A 22,259-nucleotide genomic window follows, 5' to 3' on the forward strand; every position below is an offset into this window, starting at 1 on the left:
CGGTCGCTCGTTCCTCGCTCCCTGCGCTGCCCGTCAGTCCAGACACCACCGGCCCGCTCACAGCTCCCCCTCGCAGGCTCGGTCGAGCCGCTCGCGGTCGCCCTGTGCCCATGATTCGCTCGCAAGCTCGCTCACAGGTTCAACTTTAGAGGGGACTACTCCGCGTTCTCCGCAGCCTCGAGCCATTGCTGCTCAATGTCGTCCTTGTCGGCGAGCACCGCCCGCAGCTCCGCGTCCAGCGCCAGTAGCCGCTCCGCGTCGGTGGCCGCCTCGGCCAGCGCGTCGTGCAGCTCCTTCTCCCGCCGGGAGAGCGCGTCGAGCCGCCGCTCCAGCCGGGCCAGGTCCTTGCGGGCCGCCCGCTGCTCGGCCGCGGACCGTCTTGTCGTGGGAACTTCCCGCGACAGGTCCGGCTTGTCACGGGAACTTCCCGCGACAAGTGCGGCATCGCGGCGGGTCAGGTACTCGTCGACGCCGCCCGGCAGGTGCGTGATCCGGCCGTCCCCGAACAGGGCGTACACGCCGTCGCAGACCCGCTCGATCAGGTACCGGTCGTGCGAGACGACCACGAGCGTGCCCGGCCAGGAGTCGAGCAGATCCTCCAGCTGCTGCAACGTGTCGATGTCCAGGTCGTTGGTCGGCTCGTCGAGCAGCAGCACGTTCGGCTCGGTCATCAGCAACCGGCACAGCTGCAACCGCCGCCGCTCGCCGCCGGACAGCTCCCCCACCGGCGTCCACTGCCGGTTCGCCGGGAACCCGAAGCGCTCCAGCAGCATCGACGCGGACAGCTCCTGCTTCCCGAGGACGACCCGCTTCGCGATCTCCTCCACCGCCTCGAGCACCCGAACGGAAGCCGGTTGGTCGTGCAGCTCCTGCGTCAGGTAGGCCCACCTGACCGTCTTGCCCTGCACGCGCCGGCCGGCCTCCGGCTCGAGATCACCGGCCAGCAGCCGTAGCAGCGAGGTCTTGCCGGACCCGTTCACCCCGACCAGCCCGACCCGGTCACCCGGCCCGATCCGCAACGTCTCCCGCTCCACGATCCGCGTGGCGCCCATGTTCAGCGTGACGTCCTCCAGCTCCAGCACCGTGCGGCCGAGCCGGCGGCGGGCGAACGCCAGCAGCTCCACGGAGTCCCGCGGCGGCGGCACATCCGAGATCAGCGCCTCGGCCGCCTCGATCCGGTACCGCGGCTTGGACGTGCGGGCCGGCGCGCCGCGGCGCAGCCACGCCAGCTCCTTGCGCGCGAGGTTGCGCCGTTTCTCCTCGGCCACCTCGGTCAGCCGCGCCCGCTCGGCCCGCGCGAACACCCAGTCCGCGTAGCCGCCCTCGTACTGCTCCACCCGCCCACCGGCGACCTCCCAGGTGCGCCCGCACACGGTGTCCAGGAACCAGCGGTCGTGCGTGACCACGACCAGCGCGCTCCGCCGGGCCACCAGGTGCCCGGCCAGCCAGCGCACGCCCTCGATGTCCAGGTGGTTGGTCGGCTCGTCCAGGATCAGCAGGTCCAGCTCCTGCACCAGGGCCGCGGCCAAAGCCACCCGCCGGCGCTCGCCACCGGACATGGTGCCCACCGGGCTGTCCAGACCCAGCGCGGTGATGCCCAGCCCGGTGAGGATGCCGCGGGCCCGCGGGTCGGCCGCCCACTGGTGCTCGGCGGTGATGCCCAGCGGGTCGAGCACCGTGTGCCGCACGGTCGACCCCTCCGGCAGCTCGGTGCGCTGGGTGACCACCGCCAGCCGCAGGTCCCGCCCCCGGCTCACCCGCCCGGCGCTCGGCGGCTCGATCCCGGCCAGCACCTCCAGCAACGTCGTCTTCCCGCCGCCGTTGAGCCCCACCACACCGATCCGCTCGCCCGCGCCCACCCCGAGCGACACGCCGTCGAGCAGCGGCTGCACGCCGTAGCTCTTGCCCACGTTCTCCAGGTTGACCAGGTTCGCCATCACGCGCGCCGATCGCCGGGCATGTTGGCCGCTGGCGCGGCTGTGTTGGCGCCTGGCGTCGCTGTGTTGGCGCCTGGCGTCGGCGCCTGGCAAACACGGCTACGCGACAGGCCAACACGGCGACGCGACGGGCCAACATGGCGACGTGAGCCGCCAACATGCGCGGCCATCAGGCGTGGACCTCGGGCGGGACCGGGCGGGGCGCCTCGTTGCCGCCGATCACCCGGGCGCCGGGGACCGGGCCGTGGGCGACGCGGACGGTGCGGCAGACACCCGCGCCGGCCAGCTCCGCGGCGACCTGGAGCGCGGTGTCGGCGTCGGCGCAGAGGAAGCCGCAGGTGGGGCCGGAGCCGGAGACGATGCCGGCGAGCGCCCCGGCGCTGACCCCGGCCCGGAGCGTGCGGCGCAGGCCGGGCCGCAGCGACACCGCGGCGGCCTGCAGGTCGTTGCCGAGCAGCAGGGCGAGCTGGCGCGGGTCGCCGGTGGCCAGCGCCTCAAGGACCGGCTCGACCGGACCGACCCGAGGCGGGTCGCCGTCGGCGCGCAGCCGGTCCAGCTCGGCGTACACCTTCGGGGTGGACAGGCCGTCCTGGTCGAACGCCAGCACCCAGTGGTAGGTGTGCCGGGCCAGCACCGGCACCAGCTGCTCACCCCGCCGGGTGCCCAGCGCGGTGCCACCGTGCAGGGCGAACGGCACGTCCGCACCCAGCGTGGCGGCGACGGTGGCCAGCTCGTCCCGGCCGATCTCCAGCTTCCACAGCGCGGCGAGGCCCACCAGCGCGGCCGCCGCGTCGGCGCTGCCGCCGGCCATCCCGCCGGCCACCGGGATGCCCTTGCGGATCACCACCCGGATCTTCACCTCGCCGGCGTCCCGGCCGACGTAGCCGGCCAGCTCCCGGACCGCCCGCCAGGCCAGGTTGTCCGTCCCCGTCGGCACCTCCGGCGCGCCCTCACCGTGGACCTCGACCCCCGGCTCGTCGGTGACCGCGACGGTGACCTCGTCGGTCAGTGACAGCGCCTGGAACACGGTGCTCAGCTCGTGGTAGCCGTCCTTGCGCACATCGCCCACCGCCAGGTGCAGGTTGACCTTGGACGGCACCCGGACGGTGACCGGCGGTGGAACGACGGCGAGCACACCGTGCAGCCTACGCAGCGACTCCCCGCGGTCCGGTCGGGACGGCGTGCACCAGCCCGCCGCGGTCGCCGATCCAGCCGATCGCGGTGTCCGCGCGCTCGCCGGACACGCCCACCCGGAACCGCGCCACCGGCGTCTCGCCCAGCCGGGTCAGCCCGCCGCCGAGCACCGCGACGTCCACACCGAACCGGCCGGACGCCTCCGGCAGCAGCGCGCCGACCGCGGCGAACCCGATCAGGACGACGTCGGCGACCCGGTCGTGGCCGTGCCGCGGCGCGCTCTCGTCGATGGCCGGCAGGATCGTCCGGGCGACCCGGCTCTCCGGGTCGTGCAGCAGTTCCAGCAGGCCGCCGCGCTCGAGGAGCCGGCCGTGCTCCAGGACCGCCACGTCGTCGGCGATCCGGCGGACGACGTGCGGGTCGGCCGTGGCCACCAGCACCGTGGCGCCCAGTTCGGCGCGGGCCCGGTCGAGCACGGTCAGCACGCCCGCGGCGCCGTCCGGGTCGAGTGCGCCGGTCGGGTCGTCGGCCAGCAGCACGTCCGGCTCGCCGACCAGGGCCCGGGCCACGGCCACCCGGCGCCGCTGGCCGGGGGTGAGCTCGTCGGGATAGGTGGCGGCGAGCTCGGTGAGCCCGATCAGGTCGAGCAGCCGGCCGACCTTCGTGCGCCGCTCCGGCCCGTCCAACCCAGCCTGCTCCAGCGGGAGGGCGATGTTGCCGGCGGCGGTGCGCTGCCGCAGCAGGCTCTCCCCGGGCGACAGCACGCCGATGCGACTTCGGGCGGCCCGCAGCCGGCGGGGATCCAGGCCGGCCAGGTTCTGCCCGTCCAGCCGGATGACGCCGCTGTCCGGGCGCTCCTGCAGGGCGATCAGCCGGGCCAGGGTCGACTTGCCGGAGCCGGACGGGCCGACCACGCCAGCGATGGTGCCGGCCCGGACGTCCAGCGTGACGTCGTCGAGGGCGACGACCGGACCTGTCTGGCCGCGGAACGATTTGGTGAGATTCTCTACGGTGATCACGTTTTCTCCCAGTGCGCGCGCAAGTTGACTGTCTTAATTGGACAGTCGCGGGTAGACGAATTCGGACGGGTTCGCTGCGACTAGACGCGCGGACAGCCCGTCACCGTTCGGCGGCACTGGTCGATGACACGCCTGGATGTGAGGACCGGCATCCCACTCACTCCTCCATCGTTCCTGGCGGTAGCACCTGCCCGCGGTGGGTGGTTGCTGCGGCGTCGTCGAGCCAGGTCTCTCGGCCGCTCGGGATGGATTTACTTCCTGCAGTACACCCGTACGGGCGACGAAAAGCAAGCCACCGGCACCCGGTTTGAGTCCCTACGTCCCCGACAGCACACCTCAGCCCACCGCCGTCAGGACCGGAGTAAGGGGCCGCCGCACAGGGTTTGACATGTCTCGCGCGCCTGCCAACGGAACCTCAGGGGACCGTGACGTAACTCAGCCACACTCAACCCGAGATCCGCACTGTCCGCTGGAACGTGACGACAGGAGCTAATTTCGGAGAGGCGGAACAGCGGCGATCCGGGCGAACTCGGCCACCCCGAGCTGCTCGCCGCGTGCCCCTGGGTCCACCCCGGCCCGGTCGAGCAGCTCCGCCGCCCGCGCGGCCGATCCGGCCCAGGTCGCCAGCGCCGCCCGCAGGGTCTTCCGCCGCTGCGCGAACGCGGCGTCCACCAGGTCGAACACCGCCTCCCGCGCCACCCCGGCCGGCGGCTCCCGCCGGGTCAGCAGCACCAGCGCCGAGTCCACGTTCGGCACCGGCCAGAACACCGACCGCGGCACCGTCGCCACCCGCCGCACCTCGGCGTACCACGCCGCCTTCACACTCGGCACCCCGTAGGTCCGGCTGCCCGGCCCGGCCGCCATCCGGTCCGCGACCTCCGCCTGCACCATCACCAACCCGCCCCGCAGGCCGGGCAGCTCGGCGAGCAGGTGCAGCACCACCGGCACCGCCACGTTGTACGGCAGGTTCGCCACCAGGACGCTCGGTGCCGGCGAAAGCTGGCTCTCCTTGAGCCGCAACGCGTCCGCGGTGAGCACCGTCAACCGCTCCGCCACCCCCGGCGCCCGCTCCCCGACGGTCTCCGGGAGCCTTTTCGCCAACACCGGGTCGATCTCCACGGCGAGCACATGACGAGCCGCCTCGAGCAGGCCCAAGGTGAGCGAGCCCAGCCCCGGCCCCACCTCGAGCACGACGTCACCGGCGGTGAGCCCGGCAGCGTGCACGATCCGCCGCACCGTGTTGGGATCGTGCACGAAGTTCTGCCCGAGCCGCTTCGTCGGCCGCAGCCCCAGGTCGGCCGCGACCCGCCGCACCTCGGCGGGCCCCAGCAGAGCCACCTCGTCGCCGCCGCTCATCACCGCCCGAAGCCTAGGCCACCCCCCAACCTTCGGGATGTTCGCGGGCCGGCCCGCGCGGCCACCGTAGCCGTGGCGGTGAAGGGGAGGTTGTGCGAGCAATCAGCGATGGCATGATCAGCGTTTTTGTGCGTCTACCTGCGATTATCGCGGGTAGACGCACAGAATTGGCGATGGGTGCGGCTCCTTTGAAGGGAGTTGTGGATCTTGCGCGGGTGATCGTGACTTATGTGACGGGTGGGGCCAGTGGGGTGGTGGCTCGTGCCCTGAAGGCCGCCTTCAGGGCATACAGCGCTGCCACCGGAGAACCCCACGTCACACCAGCACCACCCGCCTGACGGTCAGACGTTCAATCCAGCCGCGCGGGCCGGTGGTGCCTGGACTGACGAGCAGCGCAGGGAGCGAGCGCCAGCGAGTGACCGAGCAGCGCAGGAGGGAAGGCACCACGTCAAGGCCCGCGCACGCGAGCGGAGCGAGCCAAATATCACTGGGGCAGGCCGAGCTTGCGGGAGCAGGCCGGCCAGGCGCCGTAGCCGCCGCGGCGGTCGCGGACGAGCGTGGCGATGGCGATCTGCTGCTCGCGGGTGGCCAGGTCCGGGCGGGAGGCGTACTGCGCGCCGCCGTTGGAGTTCCAGGTGCTGATGTTGAACTGGAGGCCGCCGTAGTAGCCGTTGCCGGTGTTGATGGCCCAGTTGCCGCCGCTTTCGCACTTGGCGAGGGCGTCCCAGACCGAGCCGTCCGTGATGATCGGGTTGGGCGGTGCCTTGGTGCCGACGCGGACGATCTGGGGCAGGGCCTCCTTGGTGACCTTGGCGCCGATCTCCTCGCGGGAGACCTCCTTGCCGTCCTTGACGGTGATCCGGTAGGTGGCGATCCGCTCGCCCGGCGCGCCCGGGTTGTCGACGACCGTCTTGCCCTTCTCCAGGTTCGGGTCGTTGGTCTTCTGCACCGGGGGGGCGACCTGCTCGGTCTGGTTGACGACGGTGACGCCGGTGCGGGTGATGTGCACCTCGGCGCCATTGGTGATCTTGACGTCGGCGCCCGGGTTGACCGCGTCCTCGGCGCCGAGGTTGAGGGAGAGCTCCCGCAGCAGCTCGTTCACGGTGACCGCGTTGGTGGTCAGCGTGCGGGGCAGGTTCCCCCCGTCGAACAGGGTGATGTTCTTGGTGGTCTTGAGCTCGAGCACCATGCCGTTGAGCGGCAGCTCGGTGTCGGTGCCCTCGGACATCCAGGTGCCCTGCATGGGCAGGTTGAGCTGCCGGACGGCCTGGCCGATCGTGGTGGCGCGGACCCAGACGTCGCGCCGCTCGCCGTCGACGGTCAGGTGCAGCTGTCTGCCGCGCAGCAGGACGATCTTGCCACCGTCGCCGATGCCGGTGTCCGGCGACGGGCTCACCGAGTCGTGCTCGCCGACCGTGACGCCCTGGGCGTTGAGCAGTTCGCCGACGGTGGAGGCGTAGGTGTGTACCTGGCGCGCCTGGCCGTCCACGTCGATCGTGACGGACTTGTTCAGCGCGATCGCCGCCGCGCCGCCGCCGATCATCGTGACCAGCACCGAGGCGATGGTGGCCTTGAGGAACGTGTGCTTCCAGCGCTTGACCGCGGTGGTGACCTCGGCCGGCGGCGGGCCGTCGATCCGGTACGCGTTCGGGTGCGCGGACAGCTCGTCCGGGATCACCGGCAGGACCGTGGTCTCCGCGTTGATCAGCCGGATCAACTCGTCGACGTCGACGTTGGCCGTGGACAGCAGGTCGTCGGCCTGCGGACCCAGCGCCGTGCGCACGTCCTGCGGGGTGATGCTGAGCGAGTCGGAGTACTCCGAGTGGTAGTCGGGGAACTCCGAGCGCCAGGCGCGGAAGTCCTCGCTCAGGGTGGCCGTGCTGGTGGTGGTTACCGGGGTGAACCAGTCGGTGTCCGCGAAGAATCGCGGATCGTCGGCCGCACCGGTCCGATGGCCAGTCACAGGGTCACGTACCTCCAGAAGGCGGAAGGCCGCGCGGGAGCGCAACATCCACGCTTTCGTCGTTGCCGGGCCCGAAGCCAGCGACCATCCCATAAGGCTGTCCGCTTGTGGACAGCCACCCCGACGTGCACTGGCCTGACTGCGGGTTCGTCCCGGACTGCTTCATCCGGGTACGGTCACGGGACAGTAACGGTGCCGGGGACGTCGTGCAAACACATCCGGCCGTGTCGTGAGTTCCATCACACCATCGGGCACCAAGCGCGGTACCCCGTTTGCCGCAAGGAATCACGATCCGCTCTCAGCGGATCCACGGGCCGTGACGTCGGACAGCCGGAACACCCGCTCGGCGTTCGTGTTGACCGCCGCCGCGAGCTCGGCGACGTCGACTCCACGCAGCGACGCCAGGTCACGAATCGTGTACGCGGCAGCGAAAGGCTCGTTGGGCCGGCCCCGGAACGGGTGCGGAGTAAGGAAAGGCGCGTCCGTCTCGACCAGGATCGACTCCACCGGAACCAGTTCCGCGGCCGCCCGCAGCGCATGGGCGTTGCGGAACGTGACCGTGCCGGCGAAGGACAGCACGTAGCCGGCGGCCACGCAGCGGCGGGCGATGTCGACGTCCCCGGAGAAGCAGTGGAAGACCACGGTGGACGGTGCACCCTCCTCGGCCAGGATGCGCAGCACGTCCTCGTGCGCGTCCCGGCAGTGGATCATCAACGGCTTGCCGAGCCGCTTGGAAAGGTCGATGTGCCAGCGAAAGGCGGCCTGCTGGGCATCCGGTGGCGCGTAGTCCCAGTAGTAGTCGAGCCCGGTCTCCCCGACGCAGACCACCCGCGGCTGGGCCGCCAACCGCTCCAGCACCGCCTGGTCCTCCGCGGAGAAGGCGCTGGTGCGGGTCGGATGCAGGGCCACCGCCGCGAAAACCCGTTCGTCCCAGGTGGACGCTTCGGCCACCCAGCGCGCCGAGCCCAGGTCGTCCGCGACGGTGATCACCCGGGTCACCCCGGCGCCCGCCGCCCGGTCGACCATTGTGGACACATCGGCGGAGTCCTTGGCACCACAGGCATCCAGGTGCGTGTGCGCGTCGACCACCGGTACCGGAAGGGGTTCCGGTACCGGTGGCCGCTCGCCTTTTCGGGGTGTCACGTGACTTCCGGGGAATGAGCGTGCCGAGGGCAAGGCCGCACCGAGCGTGGCGTACTTGCTCGCGGTTTTCGGGGTACGCGAGCGAGGGAGAACGCAGCCATCGGTGCGCTCAGCCCCGGATCGGCGCCCACTCCGGGCCGGTCTCGCTTAGCTTCGGGTCGAGCTTGGCGAACAGCGGGGTCGGCTTGTTCAGCGGCACCCCGGGCTCGATCGGTGTGGACTCCCAGCGCGCCTTCTCGACCGTGTAGTCCCCGGTCAGGACCGGATTCACCCGGCCGGCGATGTCCAGGTCGTCCACCTCACGCAGCTCCGGCTGCGCCGCCCAGGTCCCGGTGCCGCCGAGCAGCTCGTGCACCTTCTGCGCGGAGTGCGGCAGGAACGGTGTGAGCAGCGTGTTGGCGTCCTTGACGACCTGCAGCGCGGTGTGCAGCACGGTGTCCCGCCGCACCAGGTCGTCCTTCAGCTTCCACGGCTCCTGATCGGAGAGGTACTTGTTCGCCGCTCCGACCACGCGCATCGCCTCGTTGATCGCGGCCCGGAACCGGGACCGCTCGAGGTGCCCGCCGACCGTGCCGAAGGCGTTGCGCGCCAAGGACTTCAGCTGCTCGTCGGCCGCCGTCGGGGTGGCCGGCCGGGGCACCGCGCCGACGTTCTTGTGCGCCATCGACACGGCCCGGTTGACCAGGTTGCCCCACTCGTTGGCCAGCTCGAAGTTGATCCGGCGGACGAACTCCTCCCAGGTGAAGTCCACGTCCTGGGTCTCCGGTCCGGCCGCGGCGATGAAGTACCGCAGCGTGTCCGGTCCGAACTCGCGCAGGAAGTCCCGGACGTAGATCACCGTGCCGCGGGAGGTGGAGAACTTCGAGCCGCTCATGGTGAGGAACTCGCTGGAGGCGATCTCGGTCGGCAGGTTCAGCAGCCCGTACGGCCCGGGCTCGCCGCCGCGGTCGCCCTGCCCGTTGTGGCCCAACAGCAGCGCCGGCCAGATCTGGGCGTGGAAGGTGATGTTGTCCTTGCCCATGAAGTGCACGATCTGCGCGGCCGGGTCGTTCCACCAGGCCTGCCAGGCGTCCGGGTCGCCGGAGCGCCGGGCCCACTCCACGCTGGCCGAGAAGTACCCGATCACCGCGTCGAACCAGACGTAGAACCGCTTCATCGGCTGGTCGCGCCAGCCGTCCAGCGGGATCGGCACGCCCCAGTCCAGGTCGCGGGTGATCGGCCGGGGCCGCATGTCCTCCACCAGGTTCCGGGTGAAGTTCAGGACGTTGGGCCGCCAGTCGGTCTTGGTGGACAGCCACTTGCCCAGCGTCTCGGTGAACCCGGGCAGGTCCAGGAACAGATGCTCGGTCTCGACGAAATTCGGCACCTCGCCGTTGATCCGGGACCTCGGGTTGATCAGGTCCGCGGCGTCGAGCTGGTTGCCGCAGTTGTCGCACTGGTCGCCGCGCGCCCCGTCGTAGCCGCAGATCGGGCAGGTGCCCTCGATGTAGCGGTCGGGCAGGGTGCGGCCGGTGGACGGGCTGACCGCGCCGGTGGTCGTCTTCGGGATGATGTAGCCGTTGCGGTGCAGCGCAAGGAAGATCTGCTGGACCACGGCGTAGTGGTTGCCCGTGGTGGTCCGGGTGTAGAGGTCGTAGGTGACCCCGAGCCCGAGCAGCTCCTCGGCGATCTCCCGGTGGTACTTGTCCGCGGTCTGCTGCGGGGTCAGGCCTTCCTTGTCGGCCTGCACCAGGATCGGCGTGCCGTGCTCGTCGCTGCCGGAGACCATCAGCACCCGGTGCCCGGACATCCGCATGTACCGGGAGAAGACGTCCGACGGGACACCGATTCCGGAGACATGGCCGATGTGGCGGGGGCCGTTGGCGTAGGGCCAGGCCACCGCCGTCAAGACGGGGGTGCTCATGGCGAACTAGCCTACGGAGGGGTGCCTGGTCGAATCGAACGGGTTAGGAGGAACCAGTGTCCGCGACGCGGTTGCTGGTGCTCGGGGTCGTGCGCATGCGGGGCAAGGCGCACGGCTACCAGGTGCGCCGGGAACTGCTGACCTGGAAGGCCGACGAGTGGGCCAACGCGCAGCCGGGCTCGATCTACCACGCGCTCAAGCAGATGGCGAAGGAGGGACTGCTCGAGCAGGAGGCGGACGGTGAGCCCGGGCGGACCGCCTACCGGCTCACCCACGACGGCGAGATCCAGTTCCAGGTGCTGCTGGCGAAGATGCTCTCCCAACCCGGCGAGAGCAACCAGGACGCCTACGGGCTGGCCGCCGCGGTGACGTTCATGACCGCGCTGCCGAGGGCCACCGCGATCAGCCTGCTCCAGCACCGGCTCACCGAGCTGGACGGGCAGCACGCCAGCGTGGTGAGTGTGCTCAGCCGCGGCACCGACTGGGGGCAGCCCCAGCATCTCAACGAGCTGTTCCGGCTCTGGTGCGCGGAGATCGACGCGACCGCGCTGTGGGCCCGTGATCTGGTCAAGCGCCTGGAGGCCGGGGAGTACGTCATGGCCGACGACGCGGACGACCATTTCGGCTGCCCCGGGCAAATCAAAGTTGACTAAACGGTTAGGCTCCAGCGTGTAGTCAAACTTGACTAACAGAGGGGATGATCATGATTGAGGCTCGCGGTCTGGCGCGGACGTTCCGCACCCGCGGCCGCACGGTCGAGGCCGTTCGCGGGGTGGACCTGGAGGTGAAGGCCGGGGAGCTGGTCGGCTTCCTCGGCCCGAACGGTGCGGGCAAGACCACGACGCTGCGCATGCTGACCACGCTGCTGGAGCCGACCTCCGGCGAGGCCACCGTGGCCGGCTGCGACCTGCGCAAGGACCCGGTCGGGGTGCGCCGGCGGATCGGCTACGTCGCCCAGGGCGGCGGCTCCACCCCGGAGCTCAAGGTCATCGAGGAACTGGTGCTGCAGGGGCGGTTCTACGGCCTGGCCAAGGCCGACGCGGCGCGGCGGGCCGGCGAGCTGGCGGCCCGGCTGGACATCGCCGACCTGGACCAGCGGATCATCAAGACGCTGTCCGGCGGCCAGCGGCGCCGGCTGGACGTCGCGCTCGGCCTGGTGCACGACCCGCGGCTGGTGTTCCTGGATGAGCCCAGCACCGGGCTGGACCCGCAGAGCCGGGCCAACCTGTGGGACCACATCCGGGCCCTGCGCGACGAGCACGACACCACGGTGTTCCTCACCACGCACTACCTCGACGAGGCCGACGCCCTCTGCGACCGGATCCTGGTGATCGACCACGGGCGAATCGTGGCCGAGGGTTCGCCGAGCGAGCTCAAGGCCCAGGTCTCCGGCGACGGCGTGGAGATCGGCGTGCCGGCCGATCAGGTCGCCGGCGCCGCCGACATCGCCGGCACCCTGCCCGGCGCGCACGAAGTGTCCACAGTGGACGAAACGGTCCGGTTCCGGGTGCCGCGCGGGGACACGGCCATGCCCGAGCTGCTGCGCGCGCTGGACTCGGCGGGCATCCCGATGACCTCGATGCAGGTCCACCGCCCGACGCTGGACGACGTGTTCCTCACGCTCACCGGCCGCACGCTGCGCGACGCCGAGGCCGAGCCCGCCGGGGAAACCAAGCCCACCGAGGAGAAGGAGACCGCCGATGTTGCGTGAGATCTGGCTGGTGTTCCGCCGGGACCTCACGATCTCCATGCGCATCCCGGCGTGGATCTTCATCGGCATCATGCAGCCGGTGCTCTACCTGGTGCTGTTCGGCCCGCTGATGGAACGGATCGTGGCCAACACCCCGGGTTTCCCGCCGGGCAACGGTTGGACGATCCTCACCCCGGCGCTGATCGTGCAGATGGCGCTGTTCGGCATGTTCGCCGGCTTCGGCATCCTCGCCGACCTGCAGAACGGCGTGCTGGAGCGGCTGCGGGTCACCCCGGTGCGCCGCACCGCCCTGCTGCTCGGCAAGGTGGCCAACTACGCGCTGCAGCTCCTGATCCAAGCGCTGATCATGCTGGTGCTGGCGTTGGTGGCGTTCGACCTCAGCGCCCCCTTCGGCGGCGTCCTGCTCGCCCTGGTCATCGTGCTGCTCATGGGCATCACGCTGGCCTCGTGCGGCTACGCGATGGCGCTGATCCTCAAAAGCCAGGAAGCGTTCATCCCGCTCCTCAACACCATCCTGATGCCGATCCTGCTGCTCTCCGGCATCCTCATCCCGATCACCACCGGCCTCGCACCGAAGTGGCTCTACACGATCTCCCAGATCAACCCGTTCCGCCACGTCGTCGACGCCGACCGCGCCGCCTTCCGCGGCGACTTCTCCATGGACGCCCTCTTCACCGGCAGCGTGATCCTCGCCGTCATGGCGATCCTCGCCGTCTGGTGGGGCGCCCGCACCTTCCAACGCGAAAACGCCTGACCCGCGGGTGGCCGGGGAGCGCACCCCTCCCCGGCCACCACGGCCTCCATCAGGACTCGCACCTGGACCGGAATTCATCCATCTCCGGCACCACCTCGGTCATCCGGCTTCTCCGACTGACCCATCGCGATCGTCAACATCGCAGTCATCTGGGCCATCCCCACGGCTACGGTGGAGTAGGTCTCACGCATCTCCCGACGCAAATCGGCAAAGCCCTCACGCATCTCCTGGCCCTGCTCGACCTGGGTTTCGCGCAGAGCGACCAGCAACTCCTTGTGCATGTCCAGCTTGGCGGTGTGCAGGTCCAACTTGGCGGTGTGAGCGTCCAATGTGTCCTTGTGCGCGGCCAACGTGATCTTGATGTCGGCGACGTCCTCGCTCGTCTTGCGAGCGAGCTTGCGGACGCCGCCCATCTCGAACTCCAACTTGGACAACCGCCTGTCGTGCTCGACGAGTTTGTTCATGTGGGGAACCCCTGCCTTCCAGTGGAGCCTAGTCGCTCCGGTGCCAGCCTGCCGCAGGAAGCGCGAACGGCCAAAAAGTTATCCACAGGCCGGCGGGTCGTCAGCGGCGCGCCATGACTGCCGCGTCGTACAGGGCTTTTCGGCTGACGCCGGACTCTGTGGCCACTGTGGACACCGCGTCCTTCAGGCGGGTGCCACCGGCCACCAAGGACAACACCTGGTCGACCAGGGCGGCGGTGTCGAGGACGGCCGCGGGCTCGGCGCCGGCGACGACGACGGTGATCTCGCCGCGCACGCCGTCGGCGGCCCAGGCCATCAACTCGGCGAGGGGGCCACGGCGGACCTCCTCGTAGGTCTTGGTGAGCTCGCGGCAGACGGCGGCGCGGCGGTCGGCGCCCAGCACCTCGGCGGCGTCGGCGAGGGTGGCGGCGATCCGGTGCGGGGACTCGAAGAAAACCACCGTTCGGGGCTCAGATGCCAAGGCGGACAACCACTTCCGGCGTTCGCCGGGTTTGCGCGGAGCGAAGCCCTCGAAGCAGAAGCGGTCGCAGGGCAGCCCCGACAGGGCCAGAGCGGTCGTCACGGCGGACGGACCGGGCAGGCACGTCACCGGTAGGTCTTCCGCGACGCAGGCGGAAACCAACCGGAAGCCGGGGTCGGAGACGCTGGGCATGCCGGCGTCGGTCACCAGGAGCACGGTCTCGCCGGCCCGCAACGAATCGAGCAGGCCGGCGAGACGTGCGGTCTCCACCGCGTCGTAGAAGCTGACCACCCGTCCGGTCACGGTCGCGCCGAGCGCCGCGGCCAGGGACCGCAGCCGCCGGGTGTCCTCGGCCGCGATCACGTCGGCGCTGCCCAGCGCCTCGACCAGGCGCGGCGAGGCGTCCCGCGAGTCGCCGAGCGGCGTCGCGGCCAGCACCAGCACCAGCCCAGCGTAGTCAGTCCGCCCCGCCGGGATCAGGGCGTGCCTGCCGGACCGTCGCGGAAAGCCTGCCCCGACCTACGCAGCCCTCAGGGGACCCTGACGGCACCCAGCCACAATCCACCCGACAACCGCACCACCGGCTGGAGTTCAAGTGGTCGTCGGTTTGTCAACGGGTTGGTGGCTCGCGGAAGGCGGGACATGGCTACGCGGAGCCGGAACACGGCTACCGGACGGCGGGACACGCCCGGCTGCCGGCTTGGCCAACCGGCGTGTCCCGCCCCCGCGTAGCCATGTTCCGGCCTGGCGTAGTCGTGTCCCGTCTTCGCGACGAACCTGACAACGAACCGACCCCGCTTACCTGAACGGCTTTGGGACTAGCTCTGGCCGAGTGAGTTTCCGGTGCCAGCGTTGGAGGTCTTCGGGTTGCCACCGGACCAGGTGACGTGGTTGAACGAGCCGCTCACCGTGACCGCGGCGACCGTCGCGAGCTTGATGTCGTTCTTCGACCCCATGACCGACAACTCGCCGCAGCTGCCGGTGAACGTGTACTTGTTGGAGGAGCCGGTGATCGCCACGTTCCGGCCGGCGCAGTCGATCGTCTTGGTCATCGCCGAGTCGACCAGCGTCAGCGTGGCGCCGCCGGAGGACCCGCCACCGGTCGGGGTCGGCGTGCTCCCGCCACCGCCGCCGGACGCGCCACCGCCGGTGCTCTTCAGGTCCATCGTCACGGACTCCGACTCGAGCGCGAGGGTGCCCTGCCCGCAGGTGAGCGTGGCCTGGCCACCCGGGGCGAGCGCCGGGCCGACCTGGTCCATCGGCCAGGACGAGACGCCTGCGACAGGCTTCTTCAGGGTGACCTTGCCGGTGGCGTGCCCCTGGCGGAACCCGTAGTTGGCGCCGACCTTGGCGTAGTCGCCCTCCGCGGTGCCGTTGACCGTCGCGTCCACCGACAGGCCGGCGGCCTCCATGGTCACGGTGGCGTTGTTGCCGGTCAGCGTCCACTTGCCGTCCGCGGTGAGGGCCAGCGTGAAGCCGCCGCCGCTCTTGGCGGTGACCGGAACGCCGTTGACCTGCGCGCCGGACTTGCCGGTGATCTTGACGACCTGGTACTCCCCCACCGGGCAGCCGGCCCCGCCCACCGGAGCCGGTGAGCCGGCGGATCCCGAGGTGGCGGTGTCCGCCGGTGCCGCCGAGGATGGCCCGGACGCCGGCGAGCCCGCCGTCGAGGTTCCTCCACAGGCGGTGACCAGGGATAACAGCCCCAGGGCCGCGGCGGTTGCGATCGTGGTACGCACTCGGGTGACTCCCCTCACATCGACTGACGGCGCCGAGCCTGGAGGTCTCGGTAGCCGATTCGTCACTAGGGTAGTCGGAACCGACCATCCGATCCGGATTATCGAAGAACTGCCGCCGAAGCCACCTGCCTGAGCAGCCCGACCCCGGCACCCCGGGAATCCACCACCGCCCAGTGCCCGGGGTCGAGCTGCCGGTAGACCAGCGTTCCGTCGGCGGACGCCCGGCTCGACACGCCCTACGACGCTCTCCTGGTCGACCGGGATCCGAGTGGTCGCCCCGTCCCGACCGCGGGACTCCTGGTACGCCGGCGCGACGCCCTCGCTCAGAGTGATGCCGATGCAGTCGGCCGGGGTCCCGGCGCTGAGGTCGGGCCTGGTCCGGCAAAGCATCATACTGACGAATACCGGCCCAACCCCGCTCTGAATCTCCATCCGGTAGCCGTCGGGCAGTTGGCCGAGCATGAGCCCGGACGGAGCGGGCACCGGGGCCGGCTGCGGGGTCAGGCCATCGGCGACCGCCCGGAGCGCCGGCAGCCCGACCTCCCGCTGGCTGCCGCTGACGACGAACCAGCGACCGTCCTCGAACTGCCAGATGAACTCCACGAGGCCCTTGTCCGGGGCCAGCTTCCGAAACCGGCCGGGCCGGCCGCCGATCGTGGTCGGCTCGTCGACGAGGTACTCGCCGCCCTGCTGGGGGACATCCCTCAGATCCACCACCACCTGCTCGAAGTCGGCCTTCCCGATCCAGCTCGCCGAGCTCCAGCCGGGACCGATGTACCAGGTGTCGAGCGTGTATCCGGCCGGCAGCGAGCCGGCCGTGAACGGCAGCGCCGGAGGGGCCGGCGGGGTCGGCCGGGTCGTGGTGGACACCGACGGCGGCGGGGCGGTGGCCGGCGGCGAGCCGCCCCGATCGGTCCCGCGGCCGGGCGCGACCAGAACCACGCCGAGCGCCACCAGCGACGCGGCCACGGCAACCCCGGCCGCTGACCACCTGGCGGCGCCGGCGCCGGCGGCGGACTCCGTCCCGGAAACCGGCGAGCGCGCCGGCCTCGGCCGGGGCATACCGCACGAGCGCGGTCAGCGCCCGGGTCAGGCTGTCGTTGTCGATCATGATTCGGCCACCTCCACGCTCGCCGGGTTGTCGTCGTGGACCCGATCGCGCAGGCCGGCCAGGGCACGGGAGACGTGGCTGCGCACCGTGCCGGCCGAGCAGCCGAGGATCGCGGCGATCTCCTCGTCGGAGCGGCCCTCGTAGAACCGCAGCACCAGCACGGCGCGCTGCCGCCGGCCCAACGTGGCCAGCAGCAGGCCGACCTCATCGCGGTCGGCCAGCCGCACCGCCGGGTCCGGTTCGGTGTCCCGGCGGAGCCGCCCCGGGTCGGCCACCAACCGGGTGGTCCGCACCGACGCGAGCCGCCGCCACGACAGGTACCCGTTCGTGATCATGCGCCGTAAGTACAGATCGGGCCGGTCCATCCCACCGATCCGCCCCCACCGCGCGTGCGCCCGCACCAACGCGTCCTGCGTCAGATCCTGAGCCAGATGCGTGTCCGCCGGCAGCACCCCGATGTGTTGAAAATGTGGAGGAATTCGTTCGCGCATTGACGCGCCATGCCCGCCCGAGGCACGCTGCAGACGTTGGGGCTCGGTCTTGTGTGGCCCACTGGGGAGTTCTGGTCAGCGTCATCCCGGCTCGGCTATGTCCACATGGGACCCATGACGTCGCTGGAGGGATTCTGATGGGCCTGCCACGAAGAAACATGCTCAAGCTGATCGGCGCGACGGCGGGCGCGGCGGGGGTGACCACCGTGCTGGGCACCCCGGCACTGGCCGAGAAGCCGCCGTTCCCGGCCCCGCCGGACTCCGCGGCCGGCACACCGCCGACCAGGCCCGAGGCCGAGCAGTTGCGCGGGGAGGAGAACCTGTTCCGGGCCAACTCGTTCGGGCCCGGCTTCATCGGGCCCATGGTCGACGAGTGGGTGCTGCACGCCCAGCAGTGGGTCAACGCCACATACGGCGGGCGTCCGGGCTTCGTGCCGGCGCCGGAGACCGGGCGCACCGGCTGGTCGACCATGTTCGCCCTCACCCGGGCGTTGCAGCTCGAGCTCGGCCTATCCGGCAGCCAGCTCTCCGACACGTTCGGGCCGACCACGCTTTCCTTGCTCACCAGCAGGTTCGGCGAGATCCGGCCGGGCTCACCGGAGAACGTCATCCGGATCGTGCAGTGCGGCCTGTACTGCAAGGGCTACTGGGGCGACTCGCTCAGCGGCGAGTACGGCGAGGTCACCGGGGACTCGGTACTGGAGATGCGCCGGAACATGGGGTTCACCGACGACCGCAGAACGCTGGCGCCCAAGGAGTTCAAGGCGCTGCTCACGATGGACGCCTACGTGATCGTGGAGAACGGGTCGACCACGATCCGGTCGGTGCAGCAGTGGATGAACCGGACCTTCTACAACCAGCCGTGGTTCTTCATCATCCCGGCCGACGGGCACTCCTCGCGCGACGTGGCGAAGGCGCAGATCTGGGCGCTGCAGATGGAGCTGGCCGTGCCGGGCGCCAACGGGAACTTCGGCCCGGGCACCCGCGCCGCGCTGCGGGCCCGGGGGCCGCTGACCGCCGGCGCCGCGGACACCGGGTCGTCGATCTTCGTGCGGCTGTTCCAGGCCGGCATGATCTTCAACCGGTACGAGATCCCGTTCGACGGCGCGTTCACCCAGGCGGTCAGCCAGCAGGTGGCGAGCTTCCAGGAGTTCGTGGCGCTGCCGGTGAACGGCACCGGCGACTACCAGACCTGGTGCTCGCTGCTGGTGAGCAACGGCGACCCGGAGCGGCGCGGCGCCGCCCTCGACTGCGTCACCGAGATCACCTCGGCCAGGGCGGGCGCGCTGTTCGGCGCCGGCTACCGGGTGGCCGGCCGGTACCTGTCCAACGTGCCGGGCACCAGCCTGGACAAGAAGATCAAACCGGGCGAGCTCGCCACGATCTTCGGCGCCGGCCTGCGGGTGTTCCCGATCTACCAGACCTCCGGTGGCAGCGCCGGCTATTTCACCGAGCAGCAGGGCGCGCGGGACGCCAGCCTCGCCCTCGCCGCCGCCAGCGACTACGGGTTCGAACGCGGCACCACGATCTACTTCGCGGTCGACTTCGACGCGCTGGACACCGACATCACCGACCACGTCATCCCGCACTTCCGAGCGCTCAACCTGGCGATGAACCTCTACGGGAACCCGTACCGCATCGGGGTGTACGGCGCCCGGAACGTGTGCACCCGGCTGTTCACCGAGGGGCTCACCCCGACCAGTTTCGTGTCCGACATGTCCACCGGGTTCAGCGGCAACCTCGGCTTCCCGATGCCGAGGAACTGGGCCTTCGACCAGATCGCCACGATCACCGTCGGGTCGGGCTCCGGCGCCATCGAGATCGACAACGACATCTACTCCGGCCGCGACACCGGAGTGTCCCGGGTCGCCGTGCGCCCGACCCCCGCCGAGCGGCTGGACACCTACTTCAACAACAGCCTGCGGCCCCAGGTGTCCGCGGACCTCAACGCCTACGCCGACACGGTGACGTCCAACAGGACCGGGCTCAAACACTCGGTGGACGAGGCGATCGACGTGGTGGTCGCCTACGACGAGCTGATCACCAACCTGAGCCGGGCCCTCGGCGTGCGCAAGGCCGTGATCCAGTCGGAGGTGTTCTGGGAGTACTGGAAGGAGACGCCGCTCGACGACGTGGCCGACGGGATCGTCATCTCCTGGTACGCCTACAAGATCGCCTACGAGGCCTGGCAGCGGGTGCCGATCGGGCCGCCGCCGACGCCGCCGGTGGTCGTGCACGAGGACTCCAGCACCGGGATCGCGCAGATCTTCGCCGCGACCGCGATCCGGGCCCGCAACTGGGCCCTCGGTCAGGGGCTGATCAGCGGCAACCCGCTCGACGGCAACGACTGGCACACGGTCTACGACGTGTGGAACTCGTTGCACGACGACGGCAACTACAACGTGAGCACCGTGCCGTACGTCCTATTCGAGGGGGCCGCCCAGATCGGCGTCCCCGGGCTGCGGCTGAACTACACGGACACCGAGCTGCAGCGCGTCTTCGCCCGCTACAACGGCAGCGGCGCGGAGGCCGATCACTATGGTCTGGAGTTGCTCGGCGTGTACCGGATCTTCGAGCGGTACAACGCCACACTGCGGTAGGAGGGTCACAGGTGCGGGAGGGCACGGCAACGCGAACCCGCCGCACCCGCACCGCCCTGACCTGGCTGCTGGCCAACCTGGTGCTCGGCTACCTGACGGCCTTCCCGCTGCTGAGCGCCGTCGTGTTCACCTACTACGTACGAGCCAAGGTGTGGGGCACCGTCTCTGCTCCGTACGACCAGGCCGAGGCGGATGCCGGCGCCGCCGTCGCCGTGCTCGGTGGCGGCCTGCTGATCACGGCCGCCGTCCTGCTGAACCGCGCGCTGCGGCGGCGGCTGGAACTGCGCGGCCGGCCCGTGTTCGCCTTCTGGGCGGTGACCGCCGCGGTCCTGCTGACGCCGTTCCTGTACTTCTGGCTGGGCGAGCTCACCGTGCCCGAGATGCTCGGCAAAGGCCTGCTCTGGTAGGGGGGTGCAGTGAATGCCTCATTCAGTGCGCTGAGCGCACTGAATGAGGCATTCATCGCACCCTCACCGGCTCCGGAGGAACGTCGTCCAGCGGGCAACCGGGAAGACCAGGACCGGGCCCACGGCGTGCTTGGAGTCACGCACGCCGACAGCGTGGCTGACGAGTGCGACTTCGACGCAGCTGCCGGTGTCGCCACTGTGGCTGCTCTTGCGCCACCGTGCTCCGGCAAGGTTCATTTCGCGCTCCCCTCAGCCCGGTCGGCGATCAGCTTGGCCGAGCGCTCCGGGGACAGCGCCTTGGCCAGGATTCGTTGCCAGGCGAGTCTATAGCTCGCGGTATGCGACTCCTCCTCAAGGAAAATGCTCATCACCCTGTTCTCCAAGTACACCAGGGGTGGGTCTGACGGGAACCCCATGAGCATGAACGGTCCTTCCAAGCCAGGATGTGGCCCAGCCGAGAAGGGCACGACCTGGATGGTCACGCTCGCCCGACGAGTCGCCTCCGCCAGGTGCCGCAGTTGCACGGCGAGGACATCGGGTCCACCGACGGCCACATGCAATGCCGGCTCGTAGAGCAGAATGTGGAGCTTCGGCGGCAGCGGGCGGCTCAGGATTGCTCGACGGCCGAGCCTGACTTTCACCATCGTGTCCACTTCGGATTCCGGAAGCTCGCGCTCGGACATGCCTCGGATGATTGCCCTGGCGTAATCCGCGGTCTGCAGCAGGCCAGGGATGCCCAGCGGCGCCCAGTTTTGCAGGGTGACGGCCTTGTCCTCCCATTCGATCAAGGCCTGCCACTGCTCGGGGAGCTTGCGGCCGTGGAGCTGGACCAGTCCTGGCTCGGCGGCTTGGCTTACCAGAGCCAGGATCTCGTCTCGGCGCTTCGCGGGGACGTGGTAGAGGCCGAGCATGGCGGCGACGTCGTTGATCTGCAGGCCGCTGCCGCCGGTCTCGACCCGGCTGACCTTGCTCTGCGACAGGCCGAGTCGCGCGCCTACCTCCCCGGTCGTCAGGCCGGCCCTCTTGCGGAGCCGGCGCAGCTCGTTCGCCACCTGGCGCGACCGGATGGTCGGCCTGCCCAACACCACGATGCACCTCACCGAATCCAAATATGCACACGGTGCATGAACTGTCGCTCTCCGTGCGCGGCTGTCACGATGGCACGCGCGCATAGACCCAGCAAATCGAGAGGAAATGATGGAACCGATCCGTACCTGGACATTCGACGGCGACAACCCGATGACGATCTCGCTGTACAAGCCGGTGGTGACGGTGAAGTGCGGGAACGGTCCGGAGGCTGAGCTGAGTCCGAACCAGCTGAAGCAGCTCACCGAGCGGCTGGAGGATGTCGGGGAGTTCTTCGAGTCCGAGGACCCCGAGGTGTTGTGACACCGTACGATCGGGCCTCGTGGCGATCCTCCTTGCGCCGGACGAGGCTGCGCGGCGCGTCGAGACCGGGCGCGCGCCGTCGGACGCGGAGGTGGTGCGGGCCCGGCTGGTGAGCCCGGAGATGCCGGACGACCGGCTGCGGGGGTGGCTGGTCGCGGCGTTCGTGACGCTGTTCGGCGGGTTCATCCGGTTCCAGAACCTGGGTTTCCCGACCGACCAGGGCACCCCGGTGTTCGACGAGAAGCACTATGTGCCGCAGGCCTGGGAGATGCTGCGCAACGGGGGGATCGAGGACAACCCGGGCTACGCGCTGACCGTGCACCCGCCGCTGGGCAAGCAGCTGATCGCCATCGGCGAGTACCTGTTCGGGTACACGGGATGGGGATGGCGGTTCACCGCGGCGCTGTGCGCGTCGCTGATGATCCTCATGATCGTGCGGATCGGCCGCCGGCTCACCCGCTCGACGCTGCTCGGCGCGCTGGCCGGCGTGCTGCTGATCGCCGACGGGGTCAGCCACGTGCAGGGCCGGATGGGGATGCTGGACATCTTCCTGGCGTTCTTCGTGCTCGCCGCGTTCGGCTGCCTGCTGCTGGACCGCGACCAGGTGCGCCGGCGCCTGGCGGTCGCGGTCGAGGAAGGTTGGGCCACCGAGTCGGG

20 protein-coding genes and 1 riboswitch are annotated in these 22,259 nt (G+C 70.4%); of the genes, 7 read left to right on the plus strand and 13 right to left on the minus strand.

What is annotated here, in order from left to right:
• Positions 1–155: 155 nt before the first annotated feature.
• From VGR06_RS41450 to metG, 7 genes are all read right to left on the minus strand, one after another.
• Positions 156–1,937, minus strand: coding sequence for an ABC-F family ATP-binding cassette domain-containing protein (locus VGR06_RS41450; protein ID WP_327564735.1), 1,782 nt, complete (start codon positions 1,935–1,937; stop codon positions 156–158).
• A 169-nt stretch (positions 1,938–2,106) separates the two neighbouring features.
• Positions 2,107–3,072, minus strand: coding sequence for a 4-(cytidine 5'-diphospho)-2-C-methyl-D-erythritol kinase (locus VGR06_RS41455; protein ID WP_327564736.1), 966 nt, complete (start codon positions 3,070–3,072; stop codon positions 2,107–2,109).
• 10 nt (positions 3,073–3,082) lie between these two features.
• A complete protein-coding gene (locus VGR06_RS41460; RefSeq protein WP_327564737.1) occupies positions 3,083–4,090 on the minus strand; it encodes a methionine ABC transporter ATP-binding protein in 1,008 nt (335 codons plus the stop codon).
• Positions 4,091–4,252: 162 nt separating this feature from the next.
• Positions 4,253–4,342: riboswitch (SAM riboswitch) on the minus strand.
• 237 nt (positions 4,343–4,579) lie between these two features.
• A complete protein-coding gene (gene rsmA, locus VGR06_RS41465; protein WP_327564753.1) occupies positions 4,580–5,446 on the minus strand; it encodes a 16S rRNA (adenine(1518)-N(6)/adenine(1519)-N(6))-dimethyltransferase RsmA in 867 nt (288 codons plus the stop codon).
• Positions 5,447–5,930: 484 nt separating this feature from the next.
• Positions 5,931–7,409: a ubiquitin-like domain-containing protein gene (locus tag VGR06_RS41470; protein WP_327564738.1), complete on the minus strand. Its 1,479-nt coding sequence runs from the start codon at positions 7,407–7,409 to the stop codon at positions 5,931–5,933.
• A gap of 285 nt (positions 7,410–7,694) precedes the next feature.
• Positions 7,695–8,552 (minus strand): TatD family hydrolase, encoded by an 858-nt coding sequence (locus VGR06_RS41475; RefSeq protein ID WP_327564739.1) that lies wholly within the window; start codon positions 8,550–8,552, stop codon positions 7,695–7,697.
• Positions 8,553–8,661: 109 nt separating this feature from the next.
• Positions 8,662–10,455 carry a methionine--tRNA ligase gene (gene metG, locus VGR06_RS41480; protein ID WP_327564740.1) on the minus strand — a complete coding sequence of 598 codons (1,794 nt, stop codon included), beginning with the start codon at positions 10,453–10,455 and terminating at the stop codon, positions 8,662–8,664.
• Between the two features lie 56 nt (positions 10,456–10,511).
• Here metG and VGR06_RS41485 point away from each other — a divergent pair, with 56 nt between their 5' ends.
• From VGR06_RS41485 to VGR06_RS41495, 3 genes are read left to right on the plus strand one after another with little or no spacing between them, the layout of a single operon-like run.
• Positions 10,512–11,108 carry a PadR family transcriptional regulator gene (locus VGR06_RS41485; protein ID WP_327564741.1) on the plus strand — a complete coding sequence of 199 codons (597 nt, stop codon included), beginning with the start codon at positions 10,512–10,514 and terminating at the stop codon, positions 11,106–11,108.
• A 50-nt stretch (positions 11,109–11,158) separates the two neighbouring features.
• The gene (locus tag VGR06_RS41490; RefSeq protein ID WP_327564742.1) at positions 11,159–12,166 is read left to right on the plus strand and encodes an ATP-binding cassette domain-containing protein; all 1,008 of its coding nucleotides are present in this window, start codon (positions 11,159–11,161) and stop codon (positions 12,164–12,166) included.
• Entirely contained in the window at positions 12,156–12,920 is a 765-nt protein-coding gene (locus VGR06_RS41495; RefSeq protein ID WP_327564743.1) for an ABC transporter permease, read from the plus strand. The genes VGR06_RS41490 and VGR06_RS41495 overlap by 11 nt, the downstream gene beginning before the upstream one ends.
• Positions 12,921–12,994: 74 nt before the next feature.
• Here the strand turns inward: VGR06_RS41495 and VGR06_RS41500 are convergent, their stop codons facing one another.
• From VGR06_RS41500 to VGR06_RS41515, 4 genes are all read right to left on the minus strand, one after another.
• Positions 12,995–13,384, minus strand: coding sequence for a hypothetical protein (locus tag VGR06_RS41500; protein WP_327564744.1), 390 nt, complete (start codon positions 13,382–13,384; stop codon positions 12,995–12,997).
• 100 nt (positions 13,385–13,484) lie between these two features.
• Positions 13,485–14,312 carry a 16S rRNA (cytidine(1402)-2'-O)-methyltransferase gene (gene rsmI, locus VGR06_RS41505; protein ID WP_327564754.1) on the minus strand — a complete coding sequence of 276 codons (828 nt, stop codon included), beginning with the start codon at positions 14,310–14,312 and terminating at the stop codon, positions 13,485–13,487.
• 371 nt (positions 14,313–14,683) lie between these two features.
• A complete protein-coding gene (locus VGR06_RS41510) occupies positions 14,684–16,666 on the minus strand; it encodes a DUF3060 domain-containing protein (protein WP_327564745.1) in 1,983 nt (660 codons plus the stop codon).
• A gap of 45 nt (positions 16,667–16,711) precedes the next feature.
• Positions 16,712–17,206 (minus strand): sigma-70 family RNA polymerase sigma factor, encoded by a 495-nt coding sequence (locus VGR06_RS41515; RefSeq protein WP_327564746.1) that lies wholly within the window; start codon positions 17,204–17,206, stop codon positions 16,712–16,714.
• 158 nt (positions 17,207–17,364) lie between these two features.
• Between VGR06_RS41515 and VGR06_RS41520 the strand changes: the two genes are divergently transcribed.
• On the plus strand, positions 17,365–19,806 hold the full coding sequence (locus VGR06_RS41520; RefSeq protein WP_327564747.1) for a glycoside hydrolase domain-containing protein: 2,442 nt from the start codon (positions 17,365–17,367) through the stop codon (positions 19,804–19,806).
• 11 nt (positions 19,807–19,817) lie between these two features.
• A complete protein-coding gene (locus VGR06_RS41525) occupies positions 19,818–20,213 on the plus strand; it encodes a hypothetical protein (RefSeq protein WP_327564748.1) in 396 nt (131 codons plus the stop codon).
• A gap of 63 nt (positions 20,214–20,276) precedes the next feature.
• Here the strand turns inward: VGR06_RS41525 and VGR06_RS41530 are convergent, their stop codons facing one another.
• Together VGR06_RS41530 and VGR06_RS41535 are read right to left on the minus strand one after the other, a co-directional pair.
• A complete protein-coding gene (locus VGR06_RS41530) occupies positions 20,277–20,450 on the minus strand; it encodes a DUF397 domain-containing protein (protein WP_327564749.1) in 174 nt (57 codons plus the stop codon).
• Entirely contained in the window at positions 20,447–21,265 is an 819-nt protein-coding gene (locus VGR06_RS41535; RefSeq protein WP_327564750.1) for a helix-turn-helix transcriptional regulator, read from the minus strand. Before VGR06_RS41535 ends, VGR06_RS41530 begins: the two co-directional genes overlap by 4 nt.
• A 142-nt stretch (positions 21,266–21,407) precedes the next feature.
• Between VGR06_RS41535 and VGR06_RS41540 the strand changes: the two genes are divergently transcribed.
• Together VGR06_RS41540 and VGR06_RS41545 are read left to right on the plus strand one after the other, a co-directional pair.
• Complete coding sequence (locus VGR06_RS41540; RefSeq protein WP_327564751.1) at positions 21,408–21,602, plus strand: hypothetical protein; 195 nt, start codon at positions 21,408–21,410, stop codon at positions 21,600–21,602.
• Positions 21,559–22,259, plus strand: a 701-nt coding sequence (locus tag VGR06_RS41545) for a phospholipid carrier-dependent glycosyltransferase (RefSeq protein ID WP_327564752.1), incomplete at its 3' end; no start/stop codon positions are given. The genes VGR06_RS41540 and VGR06_RS41545, both read left to right, overlap by 44 nt.

Source organism: Actinophytocola sp. (assembly GCF_036002505.1).
In the GTDB taxonomy this organism is placed as follows: Bacteria; Actinomycetota; Actinomycetes; order Mycobacteriales; family Pseudonocardiaceae; genus DASYTH01.